We start from the raw sequence: 14,822 nt of genomic DNA, 5'->3' as shown, positions 1-14,822 counted from the left end.
GCCCGAGCCGGTGGTGCGAGCCCGCACCACCGGCTCGGCGCGTCCGGGACGCTCCCGGCTCCCGCCCGGGACAGCCGGGACGTGAGCGGGGCGGGGGCCGGGCGGGGAGGTCGGGCGAGGAGGCGGCCGGTGCCCCAGGTGTTCGGGACAGCGGGCGGCCGACCTTGGGAGTCACGCCCGGTCGCCGGCCGGGCGGACACCGATCCGCAGCACCCAGGGAACCCCCGAAATGACCGCACAGTCCGTCCAGTCCGCCATTGTCCTCGACGCCCGCAGCTCCGTCTGCCTGCCCGACCTGCTCCGCGCGCAGGTGGCCGCCCGGCCCGACGCCACGGCCGTGACCGGAGCCGACAGGGGTCGGCTCTCCTTCCGCGAGCTCGGCGCGGCCGCCGACGCGCTCGGCGCGCACCTGCACCGGCTGGGGGTGGTCGCCGACGACTGCGTCGGCCTGTACACCGAGCCGTCCCCGGAGCTGATGACCGGGGCCTGGGGCATCCTCTGCGCGGGCGCCGCCTACCTGCCGCTCTCCCCGGAGTACCCGGAGGAGCGGATCCGCTACATGATCGAGTCCAGCGGGACGCGGGTGATCGTCGCCCAGGAGCACCTGCGGACCCGGCTGGCCGGGCTGGTCCCGCCCGGGACCAGGATCGTCACCCCGGCGGACCTCCCGGAGGCCGCGGGCGGACACCCCGGGCACCCGATCCCGCACCAGAGCCACGGACCGGCCCCCACCTCCGGCCCGAGCCCGGATTCGCTCGCGTACGTCATCTACACCTCCGGCAGCACCGGCCGCCCCAAGGGCGTGATGATCGAGCACCACAGCATCGTGTCCCAGCTGCGCTGGCTGACCGACGCCGGCCACCTGGGCCCGGCGGCCACCGTGCTGCAGAAGACGCCGATGAGCTTCGACGCCGCCCAGTGGGAGATCCTCGCGCCCGCCGCCGGCGCGCACGTCGTGCTGGGCGCCCCGGGCGTCTACCGGGACCCGGACGGCCTGATCGACGCCGTCCGCGCGCACGGCGTGACCGTCCTCCAGTGCGTACCGACCCTGCTCCAGGCGCTGCTCGACACCGAGCGGCTGGCCGGCTGCGACACCCTGCGCGGCCTGTACTCGGGCGGCGAGGCGCTGTCCGTCCGGCTGGCCCGGGCGCTGACCGCCGAGCTGCCATGGGCGGAGCTGGTCAACCTGTACGGGCCGACCGAGTGCACCATCAACGCCACCGCCCACCGGATCGACCCGGAGGCGCTCGGCGACGGGGCCGGCTCGGTCCCGATCGGGGTGCCGGTGGACCGCACCCGCTGCTTCGTGCTGGACGAGGAGCTGGTGCCGGTGGAGGTCGGCGCCACCGGCGAGCTGTACATCGGCGGCGTCCAGCTGGCCCGCGGCTACCTCAACCGGCCCGATCTGACGGCGGAGCGGTTCGTCGCCTCGCCGCACCTGCCGGGCGAGCGGCTGTACCGCACCGGCGACCTCGCCGTCTGGAACCCGGACGGCACCCTGCACTGCGCGGGCCGGGTGGACAACCAGGTCAAGCTGCGCGGCTACCGGGTCGAGCTGGACGAGATCGCGCTCGCCATCGAGGAGCACACCTGGGTGCGCCGGGCCGCCGCCGTGGTCACCGACGACCCGCGCACCGGCCACCGGAACCTGGTGGCCTGCGTGGAGCTGAACCCGAAGGAGGCCGCCCTGATGGACCAGGGCAACCACGGCGGCCACCACCAGTCCAAGGCCAGCAAGCTCCAGGTGAAGGCGCAGCTGTCCGACCCGGGTCTGCGCGCTCCGGCGCAGCTTGCCGGGCGGCCGGTGGTCGCGCTGCCGGGGCGGCGGGAGACCGGGCGGCAGCGGCGGGAGACCTTCGCCCGCAAGACCTACCGCTTCTTCGAGGGCGGCCCGGTGACCAGGGCGGACCTGCTGGCCCTGCTGGCCGCCCCGCGCCCGGCGCCGGCGAGCGAGCGAGCGGACGCCGTCACGCTCGCCGAACTCGGGCCGGTGCTCCGCTGGTTCGGCCAGTTCCGCAGCGCGGAGCGGCTGCTGCCGAAGTACGCGTACGCCTCCCCCGGCGCGCTGTACGCCACCCAGCTCTACCTGGAGACGGACGGCACGCACGGCCTGCCGGCGGGCATCCACTACTACCACCCGGTCGAGCACGCGCTGGTCCGGGTCGGTGACGCGGCCCCCGACGGCGCGCCGCTGGCGCTGCACTTCCTCGGCCGGCGGGGTGCGATCGAGCCGGTCTACCGCAACAACATCCAGGAGGTGCTGGAGTTCGAGACCGGCCACATGCTGGGCGTGCTGGAGGAGGTGCTGCCCGACTACGGGCTGGCGGTCCGCCCGCTCGGCCACGAGCCGGCCGTCCAGCACCGGCTGGACGTCGCCGAGGAGGACTTCTACCTGGGCAGCTTCGCGATCGTCCCGGACGACGGGCGGCCGCGCCGGGACGACACCGAGCTCTACGTCCAGGCCCACCCGGGCGGGGTCGAGGGCCTGGCGCCCGGCCTGTACCGGTACGAGGACGGCGGGCTGCGCCGGATCTCGGACGAGGTGGTGGAGGCCCGGCACGTCATCGCGATCAACCAGCAGGTATACCGGCGGGCGGGGTTCGGCATCACGGCGGTGAGCCGGGCGGCGGAGCCGTGGCTGGAGTACATCGGCCTCGGCACCCGGCTGCACCACCTGCAGCGCAACGGGCTGGGCTTCGGGTTCATGTCCTCGGGCTACAGCTCGAAGACCGGGCACCCGCTGCCGGCCGCCCGGCGGCTGGACGCGATCCTGGCCGGGTGCGGGATCCCGGCCGGCCCGTCGTACTTCTTCCTCGGCGGGCGGGTGAGCGAGGAGCAGATCCGCAGCGAGGGCATGCGGGAGGACGCCGTGCACATGAAGGGCCCGGCGGAGCTGATCAGGGACGAGCTGGCGGCGGTGCTGCCGGACTACATGGTCCCCAACCGGGTGCTGGTGCTGGACGAGCTGCCGCTGACCGCCAACGGGAAGGTGGACGGCAAGGCGCTGGCCGCCGCCGAGCAGGTCCGGAACGCCGAGTCGGGCGCGCCGTTCGTCGCGCCCGCGACGCCGACCGAGCGCCGGCTGGCCGGGGTGTGGGGCGCCGCGCTGAAGTACGAGGCGGTGTCGACGGCGGACGAGTTCTTCGCGGCCGGCGGCAACTCGCTGATCGCGGTGGCGCTGGTCAACCGGGTGAACCGGGAGTTCGGCACCCGGCTGCCGCTCCAGGTGCTGTTCGAGTGCCCCCGGCTGGCCGACCTGGCGGCCCGAATCGACGGGGCGACTCGGATCGACGGGGCGGCGGGCGGCGGGGCGGCCGCCGCCCGGCTGGTCCCGCTGAGCCGCGAGGGCGCCGGCGACCCGGTGTTCTGCTGGCCGGGGCTGGGCGGCTACCCGATGAACCTGCGGCCGCTCGCCGGGCGCAGCGGCCGCCCGTTCTACGGCGTGCAGGCGCACGGCATCAACCCCGGGGAGACGCCGTACCCGACGATCCGGGAGACGGCCGCCGCCGACGTGGCGCAGATCCGCGAGGTCCGGCCGGAGGGCCCGTACACCCTGTGGGGGTACTCCTTCGGCGCCCGGGTCGCCTTCGAGGCGGCCTGGCAGCTGGAGCAGGCCGGGCAGCGGGTAGACGACCTGCTGCTGATCTGCCCCGGCAACCCGGAGCTGCGCCGGGCCGACGGGGAGCGGTACGGGCGCGAGTCCTCGTACCGCAACCCGGCGTACCTGACCATCCTGTACTCGGTGTTCGCGGGCTCGATCAGCGGTCCCGGGCTGGCGGCCTGTCTGGCCGAGGTGCGTGACGAGGAGGGCTTCACGGCCTTCGTCCACCGGCTGCTGCCGGACCTCGACGAGGAGCTGATCGCCCGGATCGCGCGGATCGTCGGGGAGACCTTCGAGTTCGAGTACAGCTTCCGCGAGCTGGCGGAGCGGCGGCTGTCGGCCCCGGTGACGGTCTTCAAGGCCACCGGTGACGACTACTCGTTCATCGAGGGCAGCTCCGGCTGGTCGGCGGGCGCGCCGGCCATGGTGCGGCTGGCCGGTGACCACTACGGCGTACTGAAGGAGGACGGGGTGGCCGAGCTGGCCGCCGCCATCGCCGCCCGGCCGAACAGCCGGACCACCGCCGGCTGACGGCCCGGCTCAGGCCGGACGGGCCCAGTCGGCCGCGAGGTCGGCCAGCCAGCGCGCCGTGGCGTCCAGCCCCTCCGGCCGGACCGCGTAGCGGACCTCCCGGCCGGAGCGGTGCCCGGCGACCAGGCCGGCCGCGTCCAGCACCCCGAGGTGCTTGACCACCGCCTGCCGGGTGACCGGCAGGCGGCCGGCGAGCGTGGTGGCGGTGGCGGTGCCCTGGGCGGCGAGCAGGTCGAGCAGTCGGCGCCGGGTCGGGTCGGCCAGCGCGCCGAGCACGCCGTCGACCGCCGCGCCGCCCGCGTCCTGCTGCTCCGTCACCCGGGCCCTCCTCGGCCGTCCCCTGCTGATGGCAACCTCATGGTTGCACGTGGCCGGAGGAGCCACAACCGCCGGTCAGCCCCACCACTGCTCGGGGACGGCCGCCGGCGGCCGGTCGGCCGGGTCGGCCGCGGGCGCCTCGGCCGGGGCGGGGCCCGCGGTGACCAGCAGTTCGGCCGGTCCGGCCGGCGCCACCTGGTAGCCGGACTCGCGCAGCACGACGGCGACGGCCTCGGCGACCGCCACCCGGATGCCCGCGGCCGGCGGGGGCGGAGCGGCCTCCCCTCCCCCGCCGGCGGCGGCCTCGTCAACCGGCGGCCAGCCGACCACCACCCCCTGCGGGCGATGGCCGATCCGCAGGCCCGACGGCCCCCGCTCGGTGTCGAAGCCGGCCCGGGCCAGGTCGGCTGTCACGTCCTCGAAGAGTTCCCGGTGATCCACCATTGGCGCAGCGTAGGCCTGCTCCCGCGCCCGCTCCCGGCAGGGCGCGCGCCGAAACGCCCCGGTGACGCGCCAACAGCACCCGAGCGCAGCACCCGGGCGCGGCGTCCGGGCCGTGCGCGAGGGGGCCCCGTCGGATGCCGGACCCCCCGGACGGGCCGACACGAGCGGCCGGACGGGCCGATGGACGTGCACAGTCGGCGCGCTCCCGACAGCATGACAGAGTAAGCGCTCCATCACTTTGAGCAACGGGGGCGGCGGGTCGCCGGATCCGCGCGCCGGTGCACCCGGCACCCCCGTATCGAGAGGTCCGATGATCACATCACTCCGCCGGCCGGCAGTTCTGCGGCCGGGCGTCCAGGACGTTCCGCAGCGGACGCCGGGGAGCCCGTCGTGAGAGCCGACCAGCAGTCGAGCCCGGGACCGGTCACCAGCACCCGCGCGGCGCCCGCCAACACGGCGGAGGCGGTCGCCGACTGGGCCGACGGGCGGCTCGGCATCTACACCCTGTCCAAGGCCAACCTGCGCAAGATCTTCCCGGACCACTGGTCCTTCATGCTGGGCGAGATCTGCCTCTACACCTTCGTCATCATCCTGCTGACCGGCGTCTGGCTCACGCTGTTCTTCGTCCCGTCGATGGGCGAGGTCGTCTACGACGGCGACTACGTGCCGCTCAAGGGCATCCAGATGTCAGAGGCCTACGCCTCCACCATGAAGATCAGCTTCGAGGTGCGCGGCGGTCTGCTGATGCGGCAGATCCACCACTGGGCGGCGATCGTCTTCGTCGCCGCCATGTTCGTGCACATGATGCGGGTCTTCTTCACCGGCGCGTTCCGCAAGCCGCGCGAGATCAACTGGCTGTTCGGCGCGGGCCTGCTGTTCCTCGGCATGTTCGACGGCTTCATGGGCTACTCGCTGCCCGACGACCTGCTCTCCGGCACCGGCATCCGGTTCATGGAGGGCGCGGTGCTCGCCGTGCCGCTGGTCGGGACGTACCTCCAGATGTTCATCTTCGGCGGCGAGTTCCCCGGCCACGACATCGTGCCGCGGCTGTTCACCGTGCACATCCTGCTCATCCCCGGGATCATGCTCGGCCTGCTGGTGGCCCACCTGATCCTGGTCTTCTACCACAAGCACACCCAGTTCGCCGGGCCCGGCCGGACCAACGACAACGTGGTCGGCATGCCGCTGATGCCGGTCTACATGGCCAAGGCCGGCGGGTTCTTCTTCCTGGTGTTCGGCATGATCGCCGCGATGTCGGCGTTCGCCACCGTCAACCCGATCTGGGCGTACGGGCCGTACCGGCCGGACCAGGTGTCCACGGACGCCCAGCCGGACTGGTACATGGGCTTCTCCGAGGGCCTCATCCGGATCATGCCCGGCTGGGAGATCGACCTCTGGGGGCACACCCTCGTCATGGGCGTGTTCGTGCCGCTGATGGTCTTCCCGCTGGTGCTGGTGGCGATCTGGGCCTACCCGTTCCTGGAGGCCTGGATCACCGGCGACCGGCGCGAGCACCACATCGCGGACCGGCCGCGCAACGCGCCGGTGCGCACCGCCTTCGGCGCCGCCTGGATCAGCCTCTACCTGATCCTGCTCGCCGGCGGCGGCAACGACCTGCTCGCCACCCACTTCCACCTGTCGATCAACGCGATCACCAACGCGGTGCGGATCGGCTTCTTCGTGCTCCCGGTGATCGTCTTCGTGATCACCAAGCGCTGGTGCCTGGGCCTCCAGCGCCGGGACAAGGAGAAGGTGCTGCACGGGCGGGAGAGCGGCGTCATCAAGCGGCTGCAGCACGGCGAGTTCGTCGAGGTGCACGCGCCGCTGCCGCCGGACCGGCTGTACACGCTCACCGCGCACGACCAGCCGCAGCCCGTCGACCTGCCCGCCGAGGTGGACGAGAACGGGGTGGCCCGCAGGGCCGGACTGCTGGCCCGGACCAGGGCCAAGCTGTCCCGCGGCTTCTACGGCGAGGGCAGCCAGATCAGCAAGCCCACCGCCGACGAGCACCGGGAGATCAGCAGCGGCCACGGCCACCACTGACCCCGCGCACGGGACGACCGGGCTCGCCGCGCACCCTCGGGGGTGGGCGGCGGGCCCGGTCGCGTCAGTCTGCGGGCCCGGTCGCGTCGGTCCGCGGGTCAGCCGTGCAGGGCAGCCGGGACGGCCGCGAGCAGTGCGGCGGCCAGCGCCACCGAGAGGCAGACGGCCGCCCAGCGGGCGCAGATCCGGCGGCACTCGGCGCGGTAGCGGGCGGCCAGCCGGCGGCACCGGTCGACGGCCCGGTCGACCACCTCCTCGGCGTACCGGAGCCGGTCCTCGGCGTAGGCCCGCTCCAGCGCCTCGCGGTCGTCGGGCGCGAGCCAGGGGAAGCGGTCGGCGAACGCCCGGGCGTCCCGTGCGGCCGCCGCGACCTCCGCCTCCCAGGCCAGGTAGCCCTCCAGCCGGGCGATCTCGACCCGGGTGTCCACCGGTTTCCCGGCCGCCTTCGCGCCGCCGGCGGCGGGCGGCCCGCCCGGCCGTCCTCTGCCCTGCCGGGCGTTGCGCGCCTTCGCCGGGCGCTGTCTGCCACCCATGACCGCTCCTTGTCCCGCTCGTGCCGTCCGCCGGTCCGACCGTCCGCCGGTCCAGCTGCCCGCCGGTCCATCTGTCCGCTGGTCCGTCCGGCACCCCCGCGGCGGACCGCTCCGCAAGCACGCAACTACTACCAGTGACCGATCGGGCACGATGCGCCGACGCGCCGGGCGCCGGGCCGGTGCGCACCAGGGCGCCCCCGGCGCGCGCCGGATCGGACACGCGCCCGACCGCGCCACCGCAATACCGTGGACACGCTCCGCACACGCCCGTGTACCATCGGCGATCGAGACGGCGCCCCTGCCCGGCGCCGGCCCGGCCCGCTCCGGCCCGTCCGGCCGGGGTGCGAACCAGGAGGTCAGCCATGCCCGACGCCGGTCGGTTCAGCGAGTTGGGCGAGCAGGGCTCGCGCGCGGTGATGGAGGCGGCGGCGGTCCTGGAGCGCGAACTCTCCGCCGGACTGGCGGACGCCAAGGCCGCCACCTCCCGACTGACCGGCGAACACCGCGTCGACCAGGACGAGTTCGACCAGCTGGTGCGCCGGGTCTCGGAGAACACCCACCAGCTGATCGACGCGGTGAGCGCCCGGGTGCTCGCCGGCACCACCGGCGAGGTCTCCGAGCAGGCCCAGCGGCTGACCGCCAACGCGCACGACGTCCTCGACCTGCTGCTCAGCCTCGGCGCGCTCGCGCCCGGCCTCGCCAACCGCACCATGCAGAGCGCCTTCGGCCCGCAGCACGAGCGAACGGGCGAGGCCGCGGGCGGCGGCACCGGGGCGGACGAGCGGCCGAACGGGTGACGGCGACGGCCGGACCCCCCGCCGTCGGCACCTCGCTGGTCGAGCGCGTCCTGGCCCGCTACCGCGAGCGCACCCTCGCCGAACTCCTGCGCCACATCCCCGCGCAGAGCCCGCCCTACCTCTACGACCTCGCCTCCGACTACCCGACCCGCCCCTGCAAGGGCCTGCGGGCGGCGCTCTGCCTGGCCACCTGCACGGCGTTCGGCGGGCGGCCCGAGCGGGCGCTCAACCCGGCCGTCACCGTCGAGCTGTTCCACAACGCCTTCCTGGTCCACGACGACATCCAGGACGGCAGCGAGCTGCGCCGGGGCGCGCCCACCCTCCCCGCCGCGTACGGCGTCGAGGTCGCGCTGAACGTCGGCAACGCGACCAACCTGCTCGGCCTGCGGCGGGTGATGGCCAACCGGCGGGAGCTCGGCGGGGAGCTGGCCTGGCGGCTGTTCGAGGAGACCGAGCTGATGTGCCGCCAGTCCCTGGAGGGCCAGGCGCTGGAGATCGCCTGGATCCGGGACAACGTCTGCGCGCTGACCAGCGCCGACTACTACCGGATGTGCCTGAAGAAGACGTCCTGGTACACCTTCCTCTACCCGTGCCGCTCCGGCCTGCTGGTCGCCGAGGGGGCGGGCACCGACGCGACCCGGCTGGACCGGTTCGGCTGGTACCTGGGCGCCGCCTTCCAGATCCAGGACGACGTGCTCAACCTGGTCGGCGAGGCCGAGGAGTACGGCAAGGAGATCGCCGGGGACCTCTGGGAGGGCAAGCGGACCCTGATGCTGATCCACCTGCTGGAGCGCGGCACCGCCGCCGAACGGGCCCGGGTGGTGCGCCACCTGAGCCGGACCCGGGCGCAGCGCGGCCCCGAGGCGGTGGAGGAGGTCGGCTGGCTGCTCGACCGGATGGCCGCGTACGACTGCGTGGCGAGCGCGCGGGAGGCGGCGGCCGGGCTGGTCGCGGCCGCCGAGCGGGAGATCGAGGCGGTGCTGGCGGGGGCGCCGGAACCGGACGGTCAGGAGGACGAGGAAGCCGCGGAGGCCCGGGAGTTCCTGTCGGCCCTGCCCGGCTTCGTGGTGGCCCGCGGCCGCTGATCCCACCGGCCCTACCCGCGGTTCACCCGGGGTGCGTAAGATCCGCGACGCCGGTACCGGACGGAGGGAACCGGCCGCACAACGGTCCGCGTCACCGGGGATGACGACGCAACGGTCAACGTGGGGGTGGGGTGGCCGATGTCCGTACGATCCGGCCTGCGCGAGCTCGAACGGCTCGCCCGGCGGTTACCGGCCGGCGCCGAGCTGTACCGGCTGCGCCCGGACGGCCGCGTGCTGCTCGCGGACCGAACCGGGGCAAGGGAGTTGGGACCGTCCTCGCCGCACGGGGCGGGCGACGAGGAGCTGCTCCGGTTCATCGACGAGGGGCAGTTCGCCCACTACCTGGTCGGTGACGCCAAGACCTCGCCGGAGCGGCCGTCCAACGCCACCTACAAGCTCGGCATCGTCGCCCCGCGCAGCGCGTTCACCCCGCACGCGCACGGCGGCGAGCACCTGGTGCTCAGCCTCGGCCACGCCGCCTGCGGCCTGTACGACGCCGAGCGGCGCCGGACGGTGGACGTCCCGCTGACGCCCGGGCTGCTGATCCGGATCCCCGAGCTGATGCCGCACTCCTTCGCCAACCGGGGCCGCGATCCGCTCAACATCCTGGCCGCCAACACCGGTTACGGGATCGACCACGAGGACTACGCGATCACCGCCGCCGAGGCCGAGCGGCGGCAGGACACCGAACTCGCCGAGGCCCTGCGGGCGGTGGCGCGCGGCCAGCGGACCGGCGGGATCGGCGAGGTCGGCGTGCGGGAGCGGCTGGCGGCCCGGTTGCGGCGGCTCGCGGCGATACTGGAGGAGCCGGTCCGATGATCTGCCCGAACTGCACGAGGAACCTGCTCCAGCGTGAACGAGCGCGCCGGCGCTGCCACTTCTGCCGCAAGGAGTTCGCCCTCGACCCCAAGCGCGACGGCGTCGGGCTGCACGACGTACGGATCCGCAAGCTCACCGGGAAGCTCGGTGACGAGGGCCGGCTGACCGTCACCGGCGGGCAGTTGCGCTACGCCCTCCAGCAGCGCGGGCACCCGCCGCAGGCCTTCCGGGGCGACCGGGGCAGCGCGTGCTCCCTGATCGGGTTCGCGGTGGTCGCGAGCGTCGCCGCCATCGCGTTCCAGGGCTCCCTCGCCGTCGGGCTGGGGCTGGTCGTGCTCACCCTGATCGGCCTGGCCGTCCGCCAGTTGGTGCTGGCCTCCGTGCCCGCGCCGCCCGGCCCGGTCGAGGCCCGGTGGACCACCGACGGCTTCCGGATGACGGTGCTGGACCGCTGGCGGGCCGTCTACGGCGCGCTGCCGCCCGGGCTGGTCGAGGACGAGCTGGTCCGGCCCGGACCGCCGCCCGCCGAGCCCGCGTTCGCGCTGCTCTGCCCCGACCCGACGGTGCGCGCGTTCCTGCACGTCAACCGCTATCCCGAGCGGCACCGCGCGCTGCTCGTCGGCGAACTGCGCGCCGTCCCGGCCGGCCTGCCGCTGGTGGTGCTGCACAACGCCTCGCCGCGGGGCTGCCTGCTGGCCGCCGAGGCGCGGGCCGCCCGGCCCGGCCTACGGGTGCTGGACGCCGGGCTGTCGGTGCGTGCGGTGCTGGTCGACCAGGCCAAGTACGTGCTGCTGCGCGAGGACCCGGACCGGGCCGAGGAGTGGCGGCCGCGGCTGGCACGGGAGCTGCCCGGGCTGTCGGCGAGCCAGCGCGAGTGGTTCGCCGAGGGCTGGTGGAGCCCGCTGGCGGCGCTGCCGCCGAAGCGGCTGATGGCGGTCGCCGACCAGGCCGCCGAGCGGATCACCGCGCCGGCCGCCGGGCCGGTCGCCGGACCGGTCGGCCTGCTGAAGTCCCCGGCGGCCGGACCGCACGGGCAGCCGGAGACCCCGGCCGAGACCCGCCGCCGGGCCCTCGCGCTCGGCTTCCTCAGCTGGCCCGAGGCCGGACCCACCCAGAAGGGCACCGGATGACCCCGCGACCGCTCCGTCCGCTCCGTCCGCTGCTGGACGGCGCGCTGACCGTCGCCGCCGACCGGGCCGGGGCGCCCGGCGGACTGCGGTACACCGAGCGGCAGTTGTACTACGAGCTGTGCCGGGTGCTCCAGCCGCTGCACGCCGGGCCGCGCCGGATCCCGTACACGCTGGCCCCGCCGGTCCGCTACGCCCGGTTCGCCGCCGCGCTCGCCGACCGGCGGGACGGGCTGCCCGGGCTGCTGCCGCCCGCGCCGTCGAGCGCCCCTACCGTCCCCCTGGCCGCGTCGGCGGCCGAGGCGCACGACCTCTACGACTACGGGCTGCCCCGGCTGCTGGTCTGCCAGAGCCGGGAGATCACCCGGATGCTGCTCGCCAACGACCTCCACCTGGAGGCCGCCTGCCCGATCGTCGCCGCCGGGCAACTGCCGCTCGACGCCCGGCTGGTGGCGGCCCTGGAACGGGCCGGCGGGGCCGTCGTGCACGTGCTGCACGACGCCAGCCCCAGCGGACTCGACTGCTTCGAACGGATCCGGACCGAGCACGCCCCGGCCGGCGTCCGGGTCCGCTCGATGGGCCTGGTCCCCCGGCACGCCGGCACCCTGCACCTCACCTCCGGACGCGGCCCGCACCGCTACCGGGGCCCGCTGCCCGCCGGGCTGCGCCCCGAGGAGCGGGCCTGGCTGGGCAGCGGCCGCACCATCGAGCTGGCCGCCGTCGCCCCGGCCCGGCTGCTGCACACCGTGATCCGGCAGGTCCGGGGCACCGCCGCCGGACCGCGCCGCGCCCCGCTGCGGCACCGTGTCCGGGCCGCCCGCACGGCCGGCTTCCTCAGCTGGCCGACCGCCTGACGGCCGGTCCGTCCCCGATCCCGAGCCCGAGCCCGATCCGACCCGACGTGTGAGGACCCCGCGACGATGACCGACCCACGCCACCTCGGCTACCGCGACGAACTCCTCGCCGACGGCCAGGTCCACCGCCGCTACGAGGACGGCCGCAGCGAGTGGCGCCGACGCGGCGCCGACCGGCTCGTCCACTGGCACGACAGCCTCGGCCGCTCCGGCACCGACGAGCCGCTCGGCCGCGACCTGGTGAAACGCCGGCGCGCCGACGGCACCACCGAGTACGGCCGCGACATCGGCTACGGACGCACCGTCTGGGCCGGCGGGCTGGTCACCCTCAACCGCACCTCGTTCGGCGGCCGGCTCGGCGTGGTGGTCGGCGCCCTCGGCGTGGCCGGCCTGGCCGCCGTCACCGCCGCCCAGCTGCCGCCGGCCGAGCTCAGCGAGGCCGAGGAGGAGGCGCTGCGCGAGGAGTCCCGGCGGCAGGCCGCCGCCGACTCCTCGGGGTCCTCGGGGTCCTCGGATTCGTCGTCGTCCTCCGACGACGGCGGCAGCGACGACGGCGACGGCGGGTTCGACGGCGACTGGAGCGACTCCGACGACGGCTGGGACGGCGACGACTTCGGCTGAGCCGGCCCGCGCCCCGCACCGACGCACCCCCGGACGAAAGGCACCGCTCCCCCATGCCCCGCTGCTGCGCCGTGGCCGGCCCCGACACCAACCGGGCCCGCGCCCACCTCGCCGCGCTCACCGGCACCGCCCGGCCGGGCGGCGCCCCGGCCGCGCTCCTCGACGCCGAACCCGGCTTCGCCACCGGCCCGTTCACCCTCTCCACCGATTCCCGGAGCGCCACCGAGACCGGGGCGGTCGGGGATGCCACCGAGGCCGGCAGCGTCACCGCCGTCGGCGAGGTCACCCTGCACAACCGGCCCGAGCTGCTCGCCGCCCTCGCCACCGCCGGCCACCCGGCACCCGCCGGCTGCCCGGACGGCGAGCTCCTGCTGCGGCTCTGGCACCGGCTCGGCGCGGACGGCGTCCGGCAGGCCGACGGGATGTTCGCGCTCGCCGTCGTCGACGGCCCCGACCTCGTCCTGATCCGCGACCACACCGGCACCCGCACCCTCTTCTACGCCCGCGCCGACGGCTGCTGGGCCGCGTCCACCTCGCTGCGCGCCCTGCGCCGCTGGCCCGCGCTCGGCACCGGGCTCGACCTGGCCGCCGTCCGCTCCTTCCTCACCTTCGCCTACCTGCCCGGCGAGGAGACCCTGCTGCGCGGCGTCCAGGAGGCCCTGCCCGGACGGATCCTGCGGCTCGCCCCCGACGGCACGGCGCGGCCGGAACCGTACTGGGAACCGGCCGAGCGGCTCCCCGACGGCGACCCGCTGCCGCCCTCCGGGTACGCCCGGGACCTGCGCGCGCTGCTGGAGCGGGCCACCGCGCGGCGGCTGCCCACCGGCGGGCCGGTCGCGGTGCTGCTGTCCGGCGGCGTCGACAGCTCGCTGGTCACCGCGCTCGCCGCCCGCCTGCACGACCACCCCGTGCACACCTACTCGATCAGCTTCGGCGACGAACTCCCCAACGAGCTCGGCTACTCCGGCCTGGTCGCGAGCCACTGCGGCACCCGGCACCGGATCCTCACCGTCTCCGGCGCCGAGGTCGCCGCCCGGCTCGCCGACACCGTCGCCCTGCTCGACAGCCCGGTCGGCGACCCGCTGACCGTCCCCAACCTGATGCTCGCCGAGGCCGTCGCCGGCGACGACATCACCGTCTCGCTCAACGGCGAGGGCGGGGACCCGGTGTTCGGCGGCCCGAAGAACCTGCCGATGCTCGTCCACGAGATGCACCGCGACGACCCGGGCCCCGACGTCCGGGCCGAGGCCTACCTGCGGTCCTACCGCAAGTGCTACGAGGACCTGCCCCGGCTGCTCACCCCCGACGCGCTGCGGGCGCTGGCCGGCGCGCCCGAACCGCGCCGCTTCGTCGCCCCCTACCTGACCCCCGGGCCGATGCACACCCTGCTCAACCAGCTGCTCCACTGCAACCTGCGGACCAAGGGCGCCCACCACATCCTCACCAAGGTCGAACGGCTCACCGCCTCGCGCGGCGTGCAGGGCCGCTCACCGCTCTTCGACCGGCAGGTCGTCGACCACGCCTTCGCCACCCCGCCGACCCTCAAACTCCGCGGCACGGTGGAGAAGTGGGTACTCAAGGAGGCGGTCCGCGACCTGCTGCCGGCGGCCGTCGTCGACCGGCCGAAGAGCGGCATGCGGGTGCCGGTCCAGCAGTGGCTGAACGGGCCGCTGCGCGACCTCTCCGGCGAGCTGCTGCTCGGCCGCACCGCCCGCGAACGCGGCCTCGTCCGGCCCGACACCATCCGCACCTGGATGCGCCGCGAGGGCACCCTGCTGCCGCGCCAGGGCGGCAAGCTCTGGCTGGTGCTCACCCTCGAACTCTGGCTGCGCGCCTACGACCTTTGAACCGCCCCGCCCGCTGACCCGTCCCGGCCCGGGAGGCCCCGCCATGGCACCGTCCACCGACCAGTCCACCGACCAGTCCACCGACCAGCCCGCCCCCGTCCTGCACCTCACCGACCCGCGCACCGGCCACACCCGCGGCACCCTCGTCCCGGCCCGCGCCGGGCAGGTCGCCGACACCGTCGCCCGCGCCCGGGCCGCCGCG

12 protein-coding genes are annotated in these 14,822 nt (G+C 75.3%); 9 read left to right on the top strand and 3 right to left on the bottom strand.

What is annotated here, in order from left to right:
* Positions 1–229 precede the first annotated feature (229 nt).
* A complete protein-coding gene (locus AB0N76_RS30130) occupies positions 230–4,132 on the top strand; it encodes an amino acid adenylation domain-containing protein (protein ID WP_363562458.1) in 3,903 nt (1,300 codons plus the stop codon).
* Between the two features lie 9 nt (positions 4,133–4,141).
* Here AB0N76_RS30130 and AB0N76_RS30125 read toward each other — a convergent pair whose 3' ends face one another.
* Positions 4,142–4,450, bottom strand: coding sequence for a metalloregulator ArsR/SmtB family transcription factor (locus tag AB0N76_RS30125; RefSeq protein ID WP_363562456.1), 309 nt, complete (start codon positions 4,448–4,450; stop codon positions 4,142–4,144).
* 75 nt (positions 4,451–4,525) lie between these two features.
* Positions 4,526–4,894: a hypothetical protein gene (locus AB0N76_RS30120; RefSeq protein WP_363562454.1), complete on the bottom strand. Its 369-nt coding sequence runs from the start codon at positions 4,892–4,894 to the stop codon at positions 4,526–4,528.
* Between the two features lie 390 nt (positions 4,895–5,284).
* Between AB0N76_RS30120 and AB0N76_RS30115 the strand changes: the two genes are divergently transcribed.
* Complete coding sequence (locus AB0N76_RS30115; RefSeq protein ID WP_363562452.1) at positions 5,285–6,937, top strand: ubiquinol-cytochrome c reductase cytochrome b subunit; 1,653 nt, start codon at positions 5,285–5,287, stop codon at positions 6,935–6,937.
* Between the two features lie 98 nt (positions 6,938–7,035).
* Here the strand turns inward: AB0N76_RS30115 and AB0N76_RS30110 are convergent, their stop codons facing one another.
* Positions 7,036–7,470, bottom strand: a complete 435-nt coding sequence (locus AB0N76_RS30110) for a hypothetical protein (protein ID WP_363562450.1) — start codon at positions 7,468–7,470, stop codon at positions 7,036–7,038.
* A gap of 362 nt (positions 7,471–7,832) precedes the next feature.
* On the opposite strand from AB0N76_RS30110, the gene AB0N76_RS30105 reads away from it, so the two are divergent.
* From AB0N76_RS30105 to AB0N76_RS30075, 7 genes are all read left to right on the top strand, one after another.
* Positions 7,833–8,267 (top strand): hypothetical protein, encoded by a 435-nt coding sequence (locus AB0N76_RS30105; RefSeq protein WP_363562448.1) that lies wholly within the window; start codon positions 7,833–7,835, stop codon positions 8,265–8,267.
* Positions 8,264–9,352 carry a polyprenyl synthetase family protein gene (locus AB0N76_RS30100; RefSeq protein ID WP_363562446.1) on the top strand — a complete coding sequence of 363 codons (1,089 nt, stop codon included), beginning with the start codon at positions 8,264–8,266 and terminating at the stop codon, positions 9,350–9,352. The genes AB0N76_RS30105 and AB0N76_RS30100 overlap by 4 nt, the downstream gene beginning before the upstream one ends.
* A gap of 138 nt (positions 9,353–9,490) precedes the next feature.
* On the top strand, positions 9,491–10,171 hold the full coding sequence (locus AB0N76_RS30095; protein ID WP_363562444.1) for a cupin domain-containing protein: 681 nt from the start codon (positions 9,491–9,493) through the stop codon (positions 10,169–10,171).
* Positions 10,168–11,301: a hypothetical protein gene (locus AB0N76_RS30090; RefSeq protein ID WP_363562442.1), complete on the top strand. Its 1,134-nt coding sequence runs from the start codon at positions 10,168–10,170 to the stop codon at positions 11,299–11,301. Before AB0N76_RS30095 ends, AB0N76_RS30090 begins: the two co-directional genes overlap by 4 nt.
* Positions 11,298–12,152 carry a hypothetical protein gene (locus AB0N76_RS30085; protein WP_363562440.1) on the top strand — a complete coding sequence of 285 codons (855 nt, stop codon included), beginning with the start codon at positions 11,298–11,300 and terminating at the stop codon, positions 12,150–12,152. Before AB0N76_RS30090 ends, AB0N76_RS30085 begins: the two co-directional genes overlap by 4 nt.
* A 66-nt stretch (positions 12,153–12,218) precedes the next feature.
* Entirely contained in the window at positions 12,219–12,773 is a 555-nt protein-coding gene (locus AB0N76_RS30080) for a hypothetical protein (RefSeq protein ID WP_363562438.1), read from the top strand.
* A 53-nt stretch (positions 12,774–12,826) separates the two neighbouring features.
* Positions 12,827–14,620 (top strand): asparagine synthase-related protein, encoded by a 1,794-nt coding sequence (locus AB0N76_RS30075; RefSeq protein ID WP_363562436.1) that lies wholly within the window; start codon positions 12,827–12,829, stop codon positions 14,618–14,620.
* Positions 14,621–14,822: the final 202 nt, after the last annotated feature.

Source organism: Kitasatospora sp. NPDC093806 (assembly GCF_040683335.1).
Classification (GTDB): Bacteria; Actinomycetota; Actinomycetes; order Streptomycetales; family Streptomycetaceae; genus Kitasatospora.
This window is presented reverse-complemented; position numbering and strand designations above follow the sequence as displayed.

What these genes read in the sequence shown, in the direction of transcription:
- AB0N76_RS30130 (WP_363562458.1), top strand. Translation starts at nt 230, where the DNA reads ATGACCGCACAGTCCGTCCAGTCCGCCATTGTCCTCGACGCCCGCAGC.
- AB0N76_RS30120 (WP_363562454.1), bottom strand. Translation starts at nt 4,894, where the DNA reads ATGGTGGATCACCGGGAACTCTTCGAGGACGTGACAGCCGACCTGGCC.
- AB0N76_RS30110 (WP_363562450.1), bottom strand. Translation starts at nt 7,470, where the DNA reads ATGGGTGGCAGACAGCGCCCGGCGAAGGCGCGCAACGCCCGGCAGGGC.
- AB0N76_RS30105 (WP_363562448.1), top strand. Translation starts at nt 7,833, where the DNA reads ATGCCCGACGCCGGTCGGTTCAGCGAGTTGGGCGAGCAGGGCTCGCGC.
- AB0N76_RS30095 (WP_363562444.1), top strand. Translation starts at nt 9,491, where the DNA reads ATGTCCGTACGATCCGGCCTGCGCGAGCTCGAACGGCTCGCCCGGCGG.
- AB0N76_RS30090 (WP_363562442.1), top strand. Translation starts at nt 10,168, where the DNA reads ATGATCTGCCCGAACTGCACGAGGAACCTGCTCCAGCGTGAACGAGCG.
- AB0N76_RS30085 (WP_363562440.1), top strand. Translation starts at nt 11,298, where the DNA reads ATGACCCCGCGACCGCTCCGTCCGCTCCGTCCGCTGCTGGACGGCGCG.
- AB0N76_RS30080 (WP_363562438.1), top strand. Translation starts at nt 12,219, where the DNA reads ATGACCGACCCACGCCACCTCGGCTACCGCGACGAACTCCTCGCCGAC.
- AB0N76_RS30075 (WP_363562436.1), top strand. Translation starts at nt 12,827, where the DNA reads ATGCCCCGCTGCTGCGCCGTGGCCGGCCCCGACACCAACCGGGCCCGC.